Origin of the sequence: Desnuesiella massiliensis, from assembly GCF_001403615.1 — a bacterium.
In the GTDB taxonomy this organism is placed as follows: Bacteria; Bacillota; Clostridia; order Clostridiales; family Clostridiaceae; genus Desnuesiella; species Desnuesiella massiliensis.
In genome coordinates, this window is sequence record NZ_LN879456.1 from 48531 (window position 1) to 67694 (window position 19164).

Sequence of the window (19164 nt, forward strand, 5' to 3'; positions counted from 1 at the left end):
GAGGAATTTAATATGAAAAGAAAAATAATTTTAAATTTAGCAATAAGCCTTGATGGATATATTGCGTCAGAAGATGGCGGATTTGATTGGATAGTTGGAGATGGGGACAACACATTAAATACTAAAAGTAAATTCAATTTTGATAAATTTCTAGAAGATATAGATATAGTAGTTATGGGTAAAAATTGTTATGTCCAAAATATGCATAATGATTTTAAAAATAAAAAGGTATACGTAGCAACATCACAAAAAATTCAAAATCAAGACAATCTTCATTTTATCAGTGGAGATATATGTAAGATAATTCAAGAAGAAAAAGAGAAGGAGGGTAAGGACATATTCCTGTTTGGTGGTGGAGGGCTTGTAGATAGCTTTATTAAAGCTGATATTGTTGATGAATATATAATTGGAATAATTCCTATAATATTAGGTAAAGGAAGACCTTTGTTTTTAGGAGATAATCCCACAATAAAGCTACATCTAGATGAGTATAGCATAGAAGATGGTATCACTATTTTAAAATATACAAAAAGAAAAACTGAAGGTAGTTGTATATAAAGAAAATTTAGAATATATACTATAGTAACCACCACCTGTAGGTAGCTTAAATAGCTACTTACAGGTGGTGGTTATGTTTTTCAAGAATATATAAATAACAAAATTGAATAGTTTAAAAAATCTAAAATATGCTATATAATCAAAGCAAGTGCTAAAATTACTAAATATTGTTTGTTACAGCACAAAACCTAGGATAATGAAAGGATTGAGGAATTTATGAATAAGACAAGCTATACTTCAATTGAGGAGTTAGTACAACTACCATGGCTTCAATCAATAAGTATTGGTAAGGAAGGAAAGGTTGTTTCATATGTTAAAAGGACCTCTGATTTAGCTGAAAATACATACAGAAATCATGTATGGATTTATGAAAAGGATGGTCAAAAGCATTATCCCATCACAACAGGCAAATCTGAAAGCAGCAGTCCTGCATGGGCGCCGGATAAGAACTATTTAGCCTATATTTCAGAGGTGGGTGGAAAAGAAAAGCTTCGAAAGCAAATTATTTTGAAAACCTTTGACGAGTTCAATGGAATTCAGATCACAAGCTCCAAAGAAGGTGTAAACAGCTTTATCTGGTCTCCTGACGGCAAGGGAATATACTATACCACTACGGAAGCTGATTCAGAGGAGTTAAGGAAACGTAAAGAGACTTATGGAGAATTTGAATATGTTGATAAAGAATATAAGAATGACTATTTATGCTATGTAGGAATAGAGGAAGCTATTGAAGCCTTTAAAGAACTAAGTAATGAGAAAAAAGGTAAAAAGGAAGAACCAAAGGATGTTAAAGTGGACATAACAAATCCCAGGGATTTTAGCATAAGGGGTTTTGATATATCGCCGGATGGGAAAAAAGCTGCACTTATATGTACTCCCACAGGGGATATAAGAGATGAAGAAGCAAAGTTATACCTATTGGATATCTCCACTAAAAAGTTTAGAAAACTCAATATTACTGGAATCTTTAGTTCAAATATTTCCTTCTCTCCAGATGGAAACAGGATTGTATTTGCTAAAACTCCAAGAGAGTCAGAGGATTATAAATGGAAGGTTTGGGAAGACGTGGTTTTGGAGATATATGATCTTGAAAAAGAAGAAATCATAATGAGGTTATCTGAATTTGACAGAAGTGTTACACCTATTAAATGGACAAGTAAAGGAATCCTTGTAACCTGGCAGGATCGCGCGAACTATCGAATTGGAATGGTTTCTGAAAAGGGTGAAATCTCTTCAATCTATAGCCAGGATGAATGTTATATAGCCGATGCAGATAGTACCTCTGACGGTGAAAATATAGCCTATATTAAAACAGAAAAAAATAAGGCAGCTGAAGTTTACATGAACGCAGTACAAATAACCAATGAAAGCAGGGTATACGAGAATAAACTATTGAGTAAAAAACAAGTTCTAATCTGGAGAACCAAGGATGGTCTTGAGATAGAAGGAGTTTTATCCAAGCCTCATGATTATGATTCTAATAAAAAGTATCCGCTTTTAGTAGTTATACATGGTGGACCAACCTGGGCATCATTCCCCTTTCATAATATGAATAAGCTCTATCCAGTTGAGCAGTTTGTAGAGAGAGGCTTTATTGTTCTTGAGCCAAATTATAGGGGAAGCTCAGGCTATGGGAACAAGTTCTTGACAAGTAATTTTAGAATGCTTGGGGTAGGAGACTATGAGGATGTTATTTCAGGGGTAGATTACCTAATAGAAAAGGGCATTGCAGACAGTGAAAGAGTTGGAGTAATGGGTTGGAGCCAAGGGGGATACATCTCAGCCTTCTGCTCAACCTTTAGCAACCGATTCAAAGCAATCTCTGTAGGAGCAGGAATAAGTAACTGGATTACCTACTATGTAAATACGGACATAACAACCTTTACTAGATCATACCTAGGAGCGACACCCTGGGATGATCCAGAAATATATGCAAAAACTTCTCCTATGACCTATATAAAAACTGCTTGTACACCAACGCTTATCCAACATGGTGATAACGATAAAAGGGTACCTGTTCCAAACGCATATGAACTCTACAGAGGATTACAAGACTTAGGAGTAGAAAGTGAACTTGTAGTATTTAAGGGAATGGAGCACAGTCCTCATAAACCAGGGCTCCATAAAGCAATAATGGAACAAAATCTTCAATGGTTTGTAGAACATGTTTAATAAGTGTTTTTGTCAATAACAATAAATAGAAGAAAAGCTGGATTCTATTATGTTAGGAGCTCAGCTTTTCTTCTGTTTAACACATAAAGATGATGGATATTGCGGAAATATAGATTTTTTTAAATGAAAATGATCATGTCATGTTACCTTACTAAAAATTTTCGAAGTAGTATGTAAATATAAATTAATATAGAAAAGAGCAAAGGAGCTAGCAGTATGCAGTATAGAATATTGGGAAGGACCGGACTAAGGGTTTCTGTAATAGGATTTGGAGGAATACCTGTACAAAGAATTAGTACAGAAGAGGCAAAAAGGGTAATCTTAAAGGCAGAAGAAACAGGAGTCAACTTTTTAGACAGTGCAAGAGGTTATTCTGTTTCTGAGGAATTTATTGGTGAAGCTTTAGTTGACAGAAGAGGAAAATGGATTATCGCAACTAAAAGTATGGCAAGAGATAAAGCATCCATGGCAAGAGATATAGAGATAAGTTTAAAGAATTTTAAAACTGATTATATCGATCTATATCAATTTCATAATATAAGAACTAAAGCTGACCTGGACAAGGTGTTAAGTGAAGACGGTGCTTATACAGCTCTTTTAGAAGCTAAAGCTGCAGGAAAGATTGGACATATAGGAATTACTTCTCATAGTGTAGACTTACTTAAAATTGCCGTAGAAACCGGAAAATTTGAAACCATAATGTATCCTTACAATATAGTGGAGAATCAAGGTGAAGAGCTATTTAGAAGAGCTATGGAATTGAATATTGGTGTGATTGCAATGAAACCAATGGCTGGTGGAGCAATAGAGAACGGAACTTTAGCATTAAAGTATATTTTAGAAAATCAGTGTATTACTACTGCAATACCTGGAATGGCTGAGATAAGTGAAGTAGAAGAGAATGCAAGAGTGGCTGACAACGTTACCCCATTAACAGCAGATGAGAAACAAAATATAAATAAGATAATTGATGGATTGGGTAAGGAGTTTTGCAGACGATGCGGATATTGCGCTCCATGTACTCAAAATATTGATATCCCGAGTATGTTTGTGTTAAGTGGCTATAAGGAAAGATATAACCTTGCAGCCTGGGGTGAGGAAAGATATTTTTCACTGCAAAATAGAGCGAAGGATTGTATAGAATGTGGAGTATGTGAAAATAGGTGTCCATATAACTTGCCTATAAGAACCATGTTGAAAAAGGTGAGGAAAACTTTTAACGAATAGAAAATTAACTCTATCGGTTAATATGCTGATAGAGTTTTTTAATGTGCAAATTATGATAGTTTGCGGTGTATAAAAAAACACGGTAATACTTAAAAGAATTAAAAGTTTAAAAAATATTTATACATTTTAAGATAAAAATGTCAGATATAGTTATAAAATGATGATATTTGTGATAAAGTTAACGAAATATAAAATTTAAATGTATTAAAGAAGCTATTAAAAATCTGCGATGAATATGTGAATAATCAAAGGTTAAATAAATTAACTGTAGTAAAAAACAATGATACAGCTACATCTGTTGTATAACACATATCTGGAAATATGTGAAATAAATAATTAAATTGCCATATATTGAAATATAACATTTAAAGAATTACAATAGGTAAAGATATATCAATTTTAATATCTATATAACACTGATAAGAAAAAAATATAGAAAAATTAATAAGTAAGGGGGGAGAACTAGTGACTAATGGTAAAGAATTAACATGGATGTTCTTCGACGACCCCGGCTGTTATAATACAACCGCAGTCCGAGACAAAGTTTATGTCATTTACTTTGAAGATGAACAAATTCCAATTACCTATCCCATAAAGACGTAAGAGAAGACCTTAGTATTTGAATAGAAATTTTATTTAATTTGTTAAGGAAGGAGAAAAAATATGAATCGGGATTATGGTACATTAGGAATTTTTTTATTGGGTGGAATTGCTTTCGGATTTATTATTATTATTACTAATTGGCTTGTTCGACCCAAAAGACCAAACAGCGAAAAAGAGAAAACCTATGAGTGCGGTATGGATACACAAGGACCTACCTGGGTGCAGTTTAAAATAAGTTATTTTCTATACGCATTGATATTCGTGATTTTCGATGTAGAAACGGTTTTCTTATACCCATGGGCAGTTGCCTTTAAATCCTTAGGTCTTTTTGTCTTTGTTGAAATGTGCATATTTGTTGGAATACTTGTATTAGGACTATGGTATGCATGGAAGAAAGGAGCTTTAGAATGGAAATAAATAATAAAGACACAGCAAGTGAAAATAAAGAAGTGTTTGACTGTGAACTTTTCGAAAAAGAAATGAAAATGCTCCAAGAAGATGATGAAACCTTAAGAGAGCTTTTGAATAATCATGTAATTTTTACTAGTTTAGAGAAGGCAATAGATTTCTGCCGTTCCAATTCGCTATGGCCTGTTTCTTTTGGTCTTGCCTGTTGTGCTATTGAGATGATGGCCTCCGGTGGAGCAAGGTATGATATATCCCGTTTCGGGTATGAGGTATTTCGTCCATCACCACGGCATGCGGATGTGATGATTGTGGCTGGAACTGTAACTGAAAAGATGGCTCCGCTTTTAAAGCGTCTATATGAACAGATGCCGGAACCGAAATATGTAATGGCTATGGGGAGCTGCGCAATTTCAGGAGGACCCTTTGCGGATTCCTACTCAGTAATAAGGGGAGTAGATCAAATTGTTCCAGTTGATGTTGTAATACCTGGATGTCCTCCAAGGCCAGAAGCTCTTATAGAGGGATTTTTAAAATTAAAGGCTAAGCTCAGAAATCCAGAGATTGCGAAGGTGAGAAAAAATGATTGATATGACTCATTTGCTTGAGAAATTAAATAATACCTTAGGGGGACAATTATCACTTTCAGAAAACGGACAAGCAATTCAGGTGAAAAAGGAACAGCTTGTTGTGCTGATGAAAACGTTGAAAGAGGATTTTAAATACTGGATGCTTGCGGACATAACATCCGCTGATTATGAGGGCTGGTATGAAGTTGTGTATCATTTGTTGAATGATAACGCTGAGTTATTATGTATAAAAATAAAGATCGAGAAAGTGGATAACGTAACGCCTTCAATACCTTCCATTTCTTCTCTTTGGAAAGCAGCAGATCCGCAGGAAAGAGAAATTTTTGACTTGATGGGTATATTTTTTGATGGACATGGAAATTTGAAGAGAATTCTATGCCCGGAGGATTTTGTAGGACATCCTCTTCAAAAGAGCTATAAACTTAATCCCGTTAGCAGATTCTAAAAGAAAAAAATAAGTGAAAGATAGTTTTTCTGAGACGGATAAAAATAGGAGGGAGTTTGGATGTCGTTTATAGAAGAAAGCTTTGAGACGGAAGAATTTAAAATAAACTTGGGGCCACAGCATCCCAGTACTCATGGTGTCTTTAGAGCAGCGCTTACCTTAAATGGGGAGAGTATTGTAAAATGTGAAAATCATATAGGTTATCTTCATAGAGGAATAGAAAAGCTTGGGGAAAGCCGTACTTATGCTCAGTTTGCTGCGTTAACTCCGAGACTGGATTATTTGGCAGGTGCTTTAAATAACTGGGGGTACGCGGTAGCAGTTGAAAAACTAATGGGAATTGAAGTTCCTGAAAGAGCAGAATATCTCCGTGTTATAATAGGCGAATTACAGAGAATTGCAAGTCATCTTGTACTATTATCAAGTACCGCTATAGATTTAAACGCGGTTACCGGATGGATGTATGGTTTCACAGCGAGGGAAGGTATGCTTGACTTGATAGAAATGGTTACAGGTTCAAGGATGACGCCTAATTATTACACTATAGGTGGAGTAATGGACGATTTACCGGAAGAATTTTTCCCTAGGTTAAAGAACAATATAGAGGAACTTCATGACAGGCTTAATGATATAGAGGAAATGATTTTAGGAAATGAGATATTTCAGGCAAGAACAAAAGGTGTGGGAGTGATAACTGCTGAAAAGGCGATGGAATACAGTATTACTGGCCCTAATATCAGAATAACAGGGATACCTTATGACTTAAGGAAAGTTGCACCCTATAGTGTTTATGATAAGTTTGATTTTGAAGTTCCAGTACTTAAAAATGGAGACGCCTATGATCGTTTTTACATCCGTATTCTCGAGATACGTCAAAGTATAAGGATAATAGAGCAGGCAGTAGAATCTCTGCCAGAAGGGCCAATTACTGCAAAAGTACCAAGAATCATTAAACCGGCCCCAGGAGAGGCATATGGACAGATTGAAAGTGCTAAGGGAATACTGGGTTATTATTTGGTTAGTGACGGAAGCTCAAAGCCTTATCGTGTACATGTTCACTCACCTTCTTTTGTAAATATAGGTATCTTCCCGGAATTGGCTATTGGACAAACCTTGCAGGACTTTATAGCAACGCTTGCATCCTTTGATATCTGCCTAGGTGAGATTGACCGCTAACTTAAAAAATATGGCGTTAAAAAAGGGGAATTTTAAATGGATATGATAAATAATATTTTTCAGAATGGAGCGGAATTAATAAGAAATATTTTAAGCTTTATAGGATTCAATAGTTTTTTTATTAATCTGATAATGTCTGTTGTATATTTTGTAGCGGTTGCAGCGGTAGTTACTTTCAATATAATAATGATTTTGTGGATAGACCGCCGTGTTTCCGCATTTTTTCAAGAGAGGGTTGGCCCTAACAGAGTTGGTCCTTTAGGACTCCTGCAGCCAATTAATGACGCTGTGAAGCTTATTGGAAAAGAATCTATAATACCGGCAGCGGTGGATAAAATTGTTTATAAAGTGGCACCGATATTTATTTTTACCGTTACTATTATGCTCTATGCTGTACTTCCCTATGGTAAAAATCTATCAGCAGTGAACATTAATGTTGGAGTTTTGTATTTTACTGCTATATCATCTACATCTACATTGGCAATACTTATGGCAGGCTGGGGATCAAATAATAAATACTCGCTGCTTGGGGGTATGAGGACTGTTGCACAGATTATAAGCTATGAAATACCTCTTTGCTTTTCAATGCTTGGAATAGTTATGCTGGCAGGAACTTTAAATTTAAATGAGATCGTAGCTTCGCAGAATAAAGTATGGTACATCCTATTTCAACCTGTTGCTTTTATAATATTCGTCATAGCAGCGCTGGCAGAACTTAATAAGTCTCCTTTTGACATGATGGAGGCTGAGCAGGAAATTGTAGCAGGCTACCACACTGAATATACAGGCATGCGTTTTGCACTCTTTTTTATGGCAGAATATGCAAACTTATTTGTTATGGCAGCTCTTGGAGTGACTCTGTTCTTTGGAGGCTGGCAAGGGCCCTTTTTACCTTCTTGGGCATGGTTTATGATTAAAACCTATATTATGATTTTCTTCCTGTTGTGGCTGAGATGGACTTTACCGAGAGCAAGGATTGACAAGATGATGCAGTTTAACTGGAAATACCTTATTCCGGTAGCTATAGCAAATGTATTTATTACGGGACTTGGAATAAAATTGTTTCAGTTTATAAGATAATTGGAGGTGTAAATATGCTTGGTATTGGTTTGATTAAAGGAATGCGAATAACAATGAAAAGATTCCTTAAGAAGAAAGTTACTGTGCAATATCCGGAAGTAAAGCCTAAATTGCCTCCACGTTCACATGGATCCTTTGGCTTTGATTTTGATAAATGTATATCTTGTAATATGTGCGCAGATGCCTGTCCTAATGGGGTAATCAAAGTTGACTTTGTAAAAAATGATACAGGTAAAAGGACTTTACAGGAATATAAAATGAATCTTGGATATTGCTTATTCTGTGGGCTTTGCACAAAAGCTTGTCCTACAAAAGCAATTCACTTTGAAACTGAGTTTGATCTGGTATGTTATCATAGGAAAGATACAATTTATAAATGGAAAAAGAAGACACATGAAAACAGCGAAAAGGAAGCTGCAGCGGATATTAGTATGCAGGCTGAGAACGGGCAGAAAGGCATGGTGGTGTAATTAATGGTTGCTTCTATATTGTTTTATATTATTAGTGCTTTTATTATTTTTGCCGCGTTGAAAATGGTGCTATCTACAAATCTTGTGCACAGCGCACTGTTTATGGCTGCTACCTTTATAGGCATTGCAATGATCTATTTGCTGCTAAATGCTGACTATTTAGCCGTAGTTCAGATAATGGTCTATGTTGGTGCTATATCAATACTCTTTGTTTTCGGCGTTATGCTCACTAAAAGAGGAGATATGGGAGAGAGCAGTGGCTTTAACAGGTATAAAGTGTATGGTGCATTTACTGCACTAGCAATATTTCTAGCATTTGCACGGATTATAATTTCATCAGAATTTGCACCAGTAGCCGGTACAGCACCTGAATCCACAATAATGGATATTGCATCACTCTTACTTAATGATTACTCCGTTGCCTTTGAGATAGCAGGTATATTATTGCTTGTGGCAACAGTAGGGGCAATTGTAATTGGGAAAGGAGTGAAACAATCTAAATGATCACTTTATATCATTATCTAATATTAAGTGCTGCGCTTTTTTGTATAGGTTTATACGGTGCAGTAGCAAAAAAGAATGCCATAGCAGTTTTTATGGGAATAGAACTCATGTTGAATTCAGTAAATATTAATCTTATAGCCTTTAATCATTTTTTAAAACCGGACATATTGACAGGGCATACCTTTGCGATTTTTATAATTGCGGTGGCAGCTTCAGAAGTAGCAGTAGGTCTGGCAATCATTTTATCGCTGTATCGCCACCGAAAATCAACTACTGTTGACGATATAGATTTATTGAAATGGTAGATTATAATAAGGTAGGTGAATATTAATGGCTGAAAATGCATTATTTATAACGCTGCTGCCACTTTTGTCTTTTATCATAATTGTCTTTTTAACAAAAAGGGCTAAAATGGTAAGTGCGTTGGTAGCATTAACTGCAGTAGGTACCTCTGCACTGCTTTCAGTAAGAGTTCTGATTAATATGTTACGCGGAGCAAAACCGCAGGAATTGTCAGTTGATTGGCTAAATATTCCATCGATGGGAGCATTTAAGGGACTTAAAATACAGATGGGAATTCTGGTAGATCCACTTTCTTCACTGATGCTTGTGATAGTTACCTTTGTTGCAACACTGGTAATTCTATATTCCATAGGATATATGAAGGGAGACAATGGATTTTCCCGTTATTTCGCATATATATCCCTGTTTACTTTTTCAATGTTGGTTCTTGTTATATCAAGTAATTACTTCCAGATGTTTGCAGGTTGGGAGCTGGTAGGGCTTTGTTCCTATCTTTTAATAGGCTTTTGGTTTCATAAGCCCGCTGCTGCTAATGCAAGCAAAAAGGCATTTATAACTAACCGATGGGCAGATTTTGGATTTATGATCGGTATAATTTTATTATTTGTTAAGTTTGGAACTTTTAATTTTGGAGAACTTGCGGCATTGATAGAAGGATCAAAGGGAACAGTTTCTCTAATTCTTATAGCTGCGCTGATATTTATAGGGCCTATCGGAAAATCCGCTCAGTTTCCACTGCATGTATGGCTTCCGGACGCAATGGAAGGTCCAACTCCGGTAAGTGCGCTCATTCATGCGGCAACAATGGTTGCAGCAGGTGTGTATCTTATAGCCAGAGGATTTATTTTATTTGAAAGTGCTAATACCATACTTCTTGCAATGGCATATATAGGAGGATTTACTGCAATTTTTGCAGCCTCAATAGCTATTGTGCAGAAGGACATAAAGAGAATTCTTGCCTTTTCAACCCTAAGTCAACTTGGATATATGGTTATGGCTATGGGGCTTGGAAGTTTAACTGCTGGAATGTTCCACCTTACAACCCATGCTTTTTTTAAAGCACTGTTGTTTCTTGGAGCAGGAAGTGTCATTCATGCAGTTGAAGAGCAGAATATCTTTAAAATGGGTGCACTGAAGAAAAAAATGCCCATTACTACCTGGACCTTTGTGATAGGATCTTTTGCGCTGGCAGGTATTTTTCCTCTGTCAGGGTTCTGGAGTAAGGATGAAATATTAAGTGCGGCATTATCAAATGGACATATAGGCTTATACATTATAGGAACCGTAGTAGCTTTTATGACTGCCTTTTATATGTTCAGGCTGATTTTTGTAGCTTTCTTTGGAAAGAAACGTTCAGAATATCATGCCCATGAATCCGGTTGGGTTATGACTCTTCCGCTTATAATATTAGCGATATTGTCCATATTTAGTGGATTTATAAATTCGCCCTGGTTCTATAATACTTTTGGACAAAGCTTTGGTACGTTTATCTTCTTTGGTGAAGCTGAGATTCCACAGATCAATATGATTGTAGCTAGTATATCTACCATAGCTGCACTTTCTGGAATTTTTACAGCATGGCTTCTATATTATAAAGAGGTTGTAGACACTAAAGATATTGTCAAGAGATGGAATGGTTTATATAATCTTTTATACAACAAATTCTATGTAGATGAGATATATTCTTGGATTTTCAACAATGTAATGATTGTTGTAGGGAAAATATTAGATTGGATAGACCATAAGCTAATAGATGAGATATTTGATGGATTTGCTAAATTATTAGGATTTACGGGAAAAAAGGCTCGGGTTATTCAGACAGGCTATTTACAAAGTTATGCTTTAGTAATATTTACTGCAGTGGTTATAATTGTAATAGTTATGTCCACTCCTTTACTGGGAGGTGTATTTAAATAATGGGATTTCATATACTTTTTCTAATATTTTTATCACCAATAATAGGAGCATTGCTGCTTTTATTTGTTCCTCAGAAAAACAACAAGGCTGTAAAAGTAATATCGTTATTTGCTGCTTCCGCTGCTTTAATATTATCCTTTGTTGCTTACTTTAACTATGATAGTGCTATGGGGGGAATGCAATTCCTTGAACACTATGAATGGGTGCCCCAATTTGGGATAAATTTTGACTTAGGTGTTGATGGATTAAGTATGCCATTGGTGCTTCTTACATCAATAATACTATTCAGTGGAGTTTTTGTTTCCTGGAAGCTCGAAAACAGAGTAAAAGAATTTTTCTTCTATATGCTTTTACTGGTAGGAGGAGTATTTGGTGTTTTCATCTCAAGAGATTTACTGCTAATGTTCTTATTTATGGAAATGGCAGTTATACCTAAGTTCATACTTATCAACGTTTGGGGAAGTAAGAATAAGGAATATGCTGGGATGAAATATACATTATATCTACTTGGAGGCAGCGCGGTAGCACTTGTGGGAATTATGGCTATATACGCATATGCAGGGGATTCGGTAGCAGGACTTGGGCAATACACCCTTGATATTGTAAAGCTTGCTTCTGTTAAATATGATGTTCAATTTCAAAAATTCGCATTCTTTGTGTTGATGTTAGGTTTTGGAGTTCTTGTTCCTATGTTTCCTCTTCATAGATGGACACCGGATGGACACTCAGCAGCTCCAACAGCAATAAGTATGCTCCTTGCGGGTGTTATTATGAAGCTTGGAGGTTATGCACTTATACGTGTAGGTATAAACTTCTTTCCGGAAGGCGCAGCCTATTGGGCTCCTTTAATTGCAGTACTTGCTACTGTAAATGCTGTGTATGTAGCCTTTGTAGCTATGGTGCAAAAGGATATCAAATATGTGGTGGCTAATTCATCGGTAAGTCATATGGGCTATGTACTTATTGGTGTAGCTTCACTTAATACAGTTTCAATAAGCGGTGCTGCGGCACAGATGTTTGCTCATGGAATCATGGCGGCATTGTTCTTTGCTCTAGTAGGATTAATCTATGAAAAGACACATACGAGAACTATTTCCGATTTTGGTGGACTGGCTCATCAAATGCCAAGAGTGGCTGCAGCATTTATGATTGCAGGGCTAGCTTCCTTAGGATTACCTGGATTATTTAATTTTGTAGCAGAATTCTCGGTGTTTGTAGGTGCAATTCAAGTATATCCTGTACTTGCTGTAATTTCTATGTTTGCAATAGTAATAACGGCAATATATGTACTAAGAGTTATACAACAAGTATTTTTTGGACCACGGAACACAAATTGGGATGGATTAGAAGATGCGAAGGGTGTTGAAATGATACCTATAATACTATTAAGTGGAACCTTAATAACACTTGGAATTTTCCCGAAACTTATTATGGATATGATTACCAGTGGAATAGTTCCTATAGCTCAGAAGTTTATCTTATTTGGTATAGGGGGGATTTTTTAATGAATTTTAATTCAGTTTTACTTGAGATACTTATTGCTTCTCTGGGCTTATTACTTCTTGTAATGGGTTTAGTGCTTCCCCGTACTAAAAAATATATAATAGGATATTTTTCAGCTTTAGGTCTTTTAGGTATATTACTTTTCAGCTTTATATATGATTTCGGACAAGGCTCAAGCTTTTATAAGGGATTATTTGTAAGCGATAGTATGACAGTCTACTTTAAGCAGCTTTTTATAATATCTGCTATTTTAGTAACCTTAATATCTATAAATTACGTTAAAAAGTTATCAGACAGCAGAAGTGAATATTTTACTATTATTATTTTCGCTGTTTTGGGCATGATGGTCATGGCATCAGCTAACGACTTGATTACACTTTATATTGGACTTGAATTAATGTCTATATCTTTTATCATACTTACAGCTTATGATAAGAAAAATATAAAATCAACAGTAGCAGCAACCAAGTATGTATTATTGAGTGCCATGTCCACCGCAGGTCTTTTATATGGAATGAGCTTACTTTATGGCCTCAGTGGGTCAGTTTCATTTGCAGATATAGTTAGTTATTTAGCAACAGGTAATAATAAGCCTTTAGTAATGCTAGGAAGTATATTACTGATAGCGGGCTTTGGTTTTAAAATATCGGTAGTTCCTTTTCATATGTGGTCACCGGATGTTTATGAAGGGGCCCCTACGCCAATTACAGCATTTTTGGCTGGTGGGTCGAAAATAGCAGCTTTCGCAGTATTGATAAAGCTACTGATGCAAGTGATGCAGCCAAATCACAGCATACTTTTAACTTTAATTGTTGTATTAGCAGTACTATCCATTATACTAGGTAATATATTGGCAATACCACAGACTAATATTAAGAGAATGTTGGCCTATTCAAGTATTGCTCATGCGGGTTATATACTCATTGGGATAATTGCATATACCAAGACTAGCGTAGGGGCGATGCTGTATTATATACTACTTTATATTTTTGCTAATATGGGTGCTTTTGCATCTATTACAACCTTCTACAATCAAACCGGTAAAGAAGATATAAAGGACTTTAGTGGAATGTGGAAGCGCTCACCATTACTTACAGCGTCACTATTGATAAGTCTTCTATGTTTAGCGGGTATACCACCGGCTGCTGGATTTATAGGAAAGTTTTATTTGTTTTCAGAAGCTGTGAAGCAAGGCTATATATGGCTCGCTTTTATAGCTATGGGCATGAGTGTAGTCTCTATTTACTATTATATAGTTGTAATTAGAGTAATGCTTATGGATGGAGACTATGATAGTACACCTATAGAGGTTCCTTTTTCACTAAGAGTTGTGATGATTGTTTCAATAGTAATGATTCTACTAATGGGATTGTATCCTGGTCCAATAACAGAGTGGACTACAGTGATAGCGGGTACCTTTATTAAATAAACTTTAATAGATAATTGATTTGTTTGTTGCATTATGAAAGTTAGTATGATATAATTTGAGCAAATATGATGATTGGAGTTGAAAAGATGATTAATTTTTCTTGCTAGTTTAACAAAGCATAACAAAATTGTGAGTTCCTATAATGTCATTTTTTTGTTGTGCTTATGCAAGAAAGTTAATTGTTTTTTCACTCAGAAAATATATACTCGACCTGCCCTTAATAGAGGGTTAGATTTGATATGTTTATGAGCTGTAAGAATAATAATTTCTTGCGGCTCTTATTTTTTTACAAATCATGAGAATAAGTAGGAGGGATTATATAATGGATAATAAAGATACTTCGTTAACACATGATAATCTTCATATAGAGCCGGATACTTCGGGCGACATTTATATGGAGTAATACCAGTCGCCTATGTTCCGACTTTGTTATTTGTACTTTTAATCACAAAGGAGGATAAAAATATGTCTTTAATAAATGTAACAAACCTGACCTTCGCTTATGAAGGCAGTTATGATAATATTTTTGAAAATGTAAACTTTCAAATAGATACCGATTGGAAATTGGGTTTTACCGGAAGAAATGGACGAGGAAAAACTACCTTTCTGAATCTTTTACTCGGTAAATATGAATATGCTGGAAATATTTCAGCCAATGTAGCGTTTGAATATTTTCCTTATGAGGTTCAGGAACAAGAATATTTCACTATAGATATTATAAGAGAAATCAGTCCAAACTCAATGGACTGGGAAATAATGAAAGAATTATCGCTTTTAGATATAGACGATGATGTTTTATATAGACAGTTTTGTACGCTATCAAAAGGAGAACAGACCAAGGCATTGCTTGCTGCTATGTTTTTGAAGGAGAATTCCTTCTTACTTATTGATGAACCTACAAATCATTTGGATGCTGAAGCTAGAAAAAAGCTGAGTAATTACCTTAGAAAAAAGAAAGGATTTATTCTGATTTCACATGATAGGTATTTTTTAGATAACTGTATTGACCATGTCCTTTCAATAAATAAGACAAATATAGAAATACAAAAAGGTAACTTTTCCGGCTGGTGGGAAAATAAACAAAGGCAGGATAACTTTGAGCTTGCAGAAAACGAGAAGCTTAAAAAAGATATTAATCGCTTATCGGAGTCGGCTAAACGAACAGGTAATTGGTCCCATGAAGTAGAAAAATCCAAGAAAGGAACAACAAACTCTGGCTCTAAGCTGGATAAAGGTTATGTTGGACATAAAGCTGCTAAAATGATGAAACGTTCTAAGTCAATTGAAAGCAGACAGCAAGCTGCTATTGAAGAAAAGTCTAAGCTTCTCAAAAATATTGAAAGCTCCGACAGCTTGAAGATTTCCCAACTTGTTTATCATAAAAGCAAACTTGTGGAACTTGAGAATGTTTCGATTTTTTATGACGATACCATGGTGTGTAAAGATGTTAGCTTTAGTATTGAGCAAGGTGACCGAATTGCACTTAAAGGTAAAAATGGTTCAGGAAAGTCGAGTCTTATCAAACTTATTTGTGGCGAGGATATAAACTACACAGGTAATTTCAACAGGGGAAGTCAGCTTAAAATATCCTATGTGTCCCAGGATACATCGCATCTTCAGGGCAATCTGACTGACTATGCTTCAAATAACAATATTGATGAAAGTCTTTTTAAAGCCATTTTAAGAAAGCTTGATTTTTCCAGAGATCAATTTGAAAAAGATATGTCATCCTTCAGCGGCGGCCAAAAGAAAAAAGTGCTCATTGCAAAAAGTCTTTGTGAGAAAGCTCATTTGCATATTTGGGATGAACCTCTTAACTTTATTGATGTTATCTCACGTATGCAAATAGAAGAGTTATTGCTTGAATACTCGCCAACTTTACTGTTTGTGGAACATGACAGTGAATTTTGCAAAAATATTGCAACAAAGATTTTTGAACTTTAGCTTTATGGATCAGGGTATGTTAAAGGGGGTAGTGGAATGACTACCCTTTTTATCTGTCTAAATCGGAAGAGCAATGAAGATCGGAAGTTCTATGGAACAAAAACAAAGCTATTTTGTATCTTAATGTTTTGATTAAAGCTGATATTTCTCGCCAACGTGTTTTATTTGCATCTATAGCGTAGAGAAATTAGGAGAATATCAAATATCTTCTACCATAACTTCTATCTTTACACAGTATTGTTTTTCATCTTTAGTAGTAAGTTCATTTAGGGGATATTCCTCATAGGCATTACTACAAATACGTAGATTATTTTCTTTAATAAATGTAAATAACTTTTCATAAAGATCATCGGATTCTCCATAAGCACATCTACCATAGAACACTGCATACTTACCTTCTGGCTTATATGAATTTTGGCCATTTTTCACCTTAAAATAGTAGTGCATTAGTAATAAAGGCTCTCCAGACTCAATGCTTTCTGTATTAATAATAGCACCAAGGGGATAACCTACATCAATTCCATTTTCAGCAGCGAAATTATAAAATGAAATAGTAGAATTATCTAGAGGATCATTAGAAAGCATAGGTCCTAAAAAAATAGGCTCTTTCTTTTTATATTCAATATTTATGCTGTTTTCCTCATATCTAATAGCATCTTCTGCCATATCCACATATAATTGCATGATTTCTAGAATACGTTTAAGTTTTTTTATTTCCGTCAAAATATGTTTTTTCTGTGCGCTAAATAAAGAAAACATCTGCTCAGGACTACGTATATCTATATACTTCTTGATTTCGTCTATACTAATGCCAATCTCTCTAAGAGAAATGATTAAATATGCTGTAGTAAGCTGGCTTCGAGTATAATAGCGATAATCATTTTCGCCACGAAATTCTGGAGAGAGCAATCCAATTTGATCATAATATCTTAGGTTTTCACGCTTAATACCAGTGAGAAGGGAAAATTCTTTTATTGGCATATAAGATTTATCTTTCATAATAACCTCCAAGTTTTAAATAAACTATTGACATTAAAGTTACTTTAAGCTTTATAATACCACTGAAAATAAATTTTGCAAAATTACTTACATAACGGAGGTAAACTATGAAGTATTTAAAACTATTCCTAAAAGAAAGAAAAGGCAAAGTAGGAATAACATTAGTTATGCTTTTAGGACAAGTAGTAGGAACATTACTCATTCCATTTCTGATAGCAGGAATTGTAGACAATGGAATTTTAAAAAGTGATATGAATGAGATTCTTCGTATAGGAGTTCAAATGATATTAGTTCTTTTAATAACAACAGTGGCAGCTGTGTTAGGAAGTTACTATTCTGCAGACCTTGCTGCAGTTTTTGGATACTACATGAGAGATAAGATTTTAAGTAAGAGTCAGGAGTTATCTATTCATGAATTTGACACTATTGGGGTTTCTTCTATGATTACACGTACAACTTCAGATATTTCTAATCTGCAACAGACTTTTGGATTGGTCTTGCAGCTTATAGTTCCAGCCCCACTTTTTATTAGTACATCTATTGTTATGACAGCATACACTAGTTTTACTTTAGCCTTAATGCTTATTTTATCTGTGGTAATATTTATGGCTTTTGCTGGATTAGTACTTAAGAAATCAATATTTATTTCTAAAAGGGTTCAGACTAAATTAGATAATATTAATCAGGTAATAAGGGAATCTATTACTGGAATCCGTGTTATTCGTGCTTTCGGAAATGAAAAATACGAGGAAGGTAGAGCAGGCAAAGCTTTTAAGGGATATGCTACAGATATGATAAAGCTAAATAAGCTATTTGCTGTATTAAATCCTACAATATGGCTTATAATTGGCTTATCTATAGCTCTTATAGTTTGGATAGGTGGAGTACTTTCTATGAAGGGGACAATGGAAATTGGACAAATAACTGCTGTTATTGAATACTCTATTATTACATTGAGCTATATAATGTTGGCTACAACAACGAGTGTTACTCTTCCTAAAATGAAATCATGTCTTGACCGTATAGAGGAAGTTTTGGAAATTAATCCAGAGATTCAGGATTTAAACATAGAAAAAGAATATATAAGGGATAACCCTGCAGTCGTTGAATTTGAAAATATATCTTTCTTTTATCATGGAGCAGAGGAACCAGTTATAAGAAACTTATCATTCTCATGTAATGAAGGTCAGACAACAGCCATTATTGGAAGTACAGGTTCTGGTAAGAGCACTATTGCTAATCTTATTTTAAGATTACATGACATAGACCAAGGAGAAATTCGTATAAATGGTGTGGATATAAGATGCCTTTCACAAAAGGAATTAAGGGACACAATTGGTTACGTTCCTCAGAAAGCTTTCTTATTTAGTGGGACAATTGAAGATAACCTAAGAATGGGATATAAAGAGGCAACTAAGGAAGATATGAAGAGAGCATTAAGTATTTCTCAAGCAGATTCTTTTGTAGATAAATTACCTATGGGATTAAAATCTGAAGTTTCTCAAGGTGGATCAAATTTTTCAGGTGGACAGAAGCAACGTTTGTCTATTGCAAGGGCCCTTATAAGAAAGGTACCAATTTATATTTTCGATGATAGCTTTTCTGCTTTGGATTTAAAAACAGATTCAGCACTTCGTAAATCACTTAAAGAAAATATGACAGATGCAGCTAAGATAATAATTGCTCAGAGAGTAAGTACAATTATGGATGCAGATCAAATCCTTGTATTAGATGAAGGAAAACTAGTTGGTATTGGAAAACATATTGACCTAATGAAAAACTGTCCTGTATATCAAGCAATTGCTAAAAGTCAGATGAATATAAAGGAGGCTTGATTTT

At 34.9% G+C, this 19164-nt stretch carries 17 protein-coding genes; 16 read left to right on the forward strand and 1 reads right to left on the reverse strand.

Features of this window, described 5'->3' with window-relative positions; translation table 11 throughout:
- Positions 1-12: 12 nt before the first annotated feature.
- From BN2665_RS11005 to BN2665_RS11075, 15 genes are all read left to right on the forward strand, one after another.
- The gene (locus BN2665_RS11005; protein WP_055667177.1) at positions 13-558 is read left to right on the forward strand and encodes a dihydrofolate reductase family protein; all 546 of its coding nucleotides are present in this window, start codon (positions 13-15) and stop codon (positions 556-558) included.
- A gap of 216 nt (positions 559-774) precedes the next feature.
- Positions 775-2730 carry a S9 family peptidase gene (locus tag BN2665_RS11010; protein WP_055667178.1) on the forward strand — a complete coding sequence of 652 codons (1956 nt, stop codon included), beginning with the start codon at positions 775-777 and terminating at the stop codon, positions 2728-2730.
- Positions 2731-2946: 216 nt separating this feature from the next.
- Complete coding sequence (locus tag BN2665_RS11015; protein WP_055667179.1) at positions 2947-3957, forward strand: aldo/keto reductase; 1011 nt, start codon at positions 2947-2949, stop codon at positions 3955-3957.
- Between the two features lie 663 nt (positions 3958-4620).
- On the forward strand, positions 4621-4977 hold the full coding sequence (locus BN2665_RS11020) for an NADH-quinone oxidoreductase subunit A (RefSeq protein WP_055667180.1): 357 nt from the start codon (positions 4621-4623) through the stop codon (positions 4975-4977).
- A 68-nt stretch (positions 4978-5045) separates the two neighbouring features.
- Positions 5046-5555: an NADH-quinone oxidoreductase subunit B gene (locus BN2665_RS11025; protein WP_423229865.1), complete on the forward strand. Its 510-nt coding sequence runs from the start codon at positions 5046-5048 to the stop codon at positions 5553-5555.
- Positions 5548-6000 carry an NADH-quinone oxidoreductase subunit C gene (locus BN2665_RS11030; RefSeq protein WP_055667181.1) on the forward strand — a complete coding sequence of 151 codons (453 nt, stop codon included), beginning with the start codon at positions 5548-5550 and terminating at the stop codon, positions 5998-6000. The genes BN2665_RS11025 and BN2665_RS11030 overlap by 8 nt, the downstream gene beginning before the upstream one ends.
- 60 nt (positions 6001-6060) lie before the next feature.
- Positions 6061-7176 (forward strand): NADH-quinone oxidoreductase subunit D, encoded by a 1116-nt coding sequence (locus tag BN2665_RS11035; protein ID WP_055667182.1) that lies wholly within the window; start codon positions 6061-6063, stop codon positions 7174-7176.
- 36 nt (positions 7177-7212) lie between these two features.
- On the forward strand, positions 7213-8256 hold the full coding sequence (gene nuoH, locus BN2665_RS11040; RefSeq protein WP_195892690.1) for an NADH-quinone oxidoreductase subunit NuoH: 1044 nt from the start codon (positions 7213-7215) through the stop codon (positions 8254-8256).
- Between the two features lie 14 nt (positions 8257-8270).
- Positions 8271-8726 carry a NuoI/complex I 23 kDa subunit family protein gene (locus BN2665_RS11045; RefSeq protein WP_074042293.1) on the forward strand — a complete coding sequence of 152 codons (456 nt, stop codon included), beginning with the start codon at positions 8271-8273 and terminating at the stop codon, positions 8724-8726.
- Between the two features lie 3 nt (positions 8727-8729).
- Positions 8730-9230: an NADH-quinone oxidoreductase subunit J family protein gene (locus tag BN2665_RS11050; protein WP_055667183.1), complete on the forward strand. Its 501-nt coding sequence runs from the start codon at positions 8730-8732 to the stop codon at positions 9228-9230.
- Positions 9227-9535: an NADH-quinone oxidoreductase subunit NuoK gene (nuoK, locus tag BN2665_RS11055; protein ID WP_055667184.1), complete on the forward strand. Its 309-nt coding sequence runs from the start codon at positions 9227-9229 to the stop codon at positions 9533-9535. Before BN2665_RS11050 ends, nuoK begins: the two co-directional genes overlap by 4 nt.
- 25 nt (positions 9536-9560) lie before the next feature.
- Positions 9561-11450, forward strand: coding sequence for an NADH-quinone oxidoreductase subunit L (gene nuoL / locus BN2665_RS11060; protein WP_055667185.1), 1890 nt, complete (start codon positions 9561-9563; stop codon positions 11448-11450).
- The gene (locus BN2665_RS11065) at positions 11450-12955 is read left to right on the forward strand and encodes a complex I subunit 4 family protein (protein WP_055667186.1); all 1506 of its coding nucleotides are present in this window, start codon (positions 11450-11452) and stop codon (positions 12953-12955) included. Before nuoL ends, BN2665_RS11065 begins: the two co-directional genes overlap by 1 nt.
- The gene (locus BN2665_RS11070) at positions 12955-14382 is read left to right on the forward strand and encodes an NADH-quinone oxidoreductase subunit N (RefSeq protein ID WP_055667187.1); all 1428 of its coding nucleotides are present in this window, start codon (positions 12955-12957) and stop codon (positions 14380-14382) included. Before BN2665_RS11065 ends, BN2665_RS11070 begins: the two co-directional genes overlap by 1 nt.
- Positions 14383-14847: 465 nt before the next feature.
- Entirely contained in the window at positions 14848-16326 is a 1479-nt protein-coding gene (locus BN2665_RS11075; RefSeq protein WP_055667188.1) for an Lsa family ABC-F type ribosomal protection protein, read from the forward strand.
- Positions 16327-16524: 198 nt separating this feature from the next.
- On the opposite strand, the gene BN2665_RS11080 is transcribed toward BN2665_RS11075, so the two are convergent.
- Positions 16525-17325 carry a MerR family transcriptional regulator gene (locus tag BN2665_RS11080; RefSeq protein ID WP_055667189.1) on the reverse strand — a complete coding sequence of 267 codons (801 nt, stop codon included), beginning with the start codon at positions 17323-17325 and terminating at the stop codon, positions 16525-16527.
- A 107-nt stretch (positions 17326-17432) separates the two neighbouring features.
- Here BN2665_RS11080 and BN2665_RS11085 point away from each other — a divergent pair, with 107 nt between their 5' ends.
- Positions 17433-19160, forward strand: coding sequence for an ABC transporter ATP-binding protein (locus tag BN2665_RS11085; protein WP_055667190.1), 1728 nt, complete (start codon positions 17433-17435; stop codon positions 19158-19160).
- Positions 19161-19164: the final 4 nt, after the last annotated feature.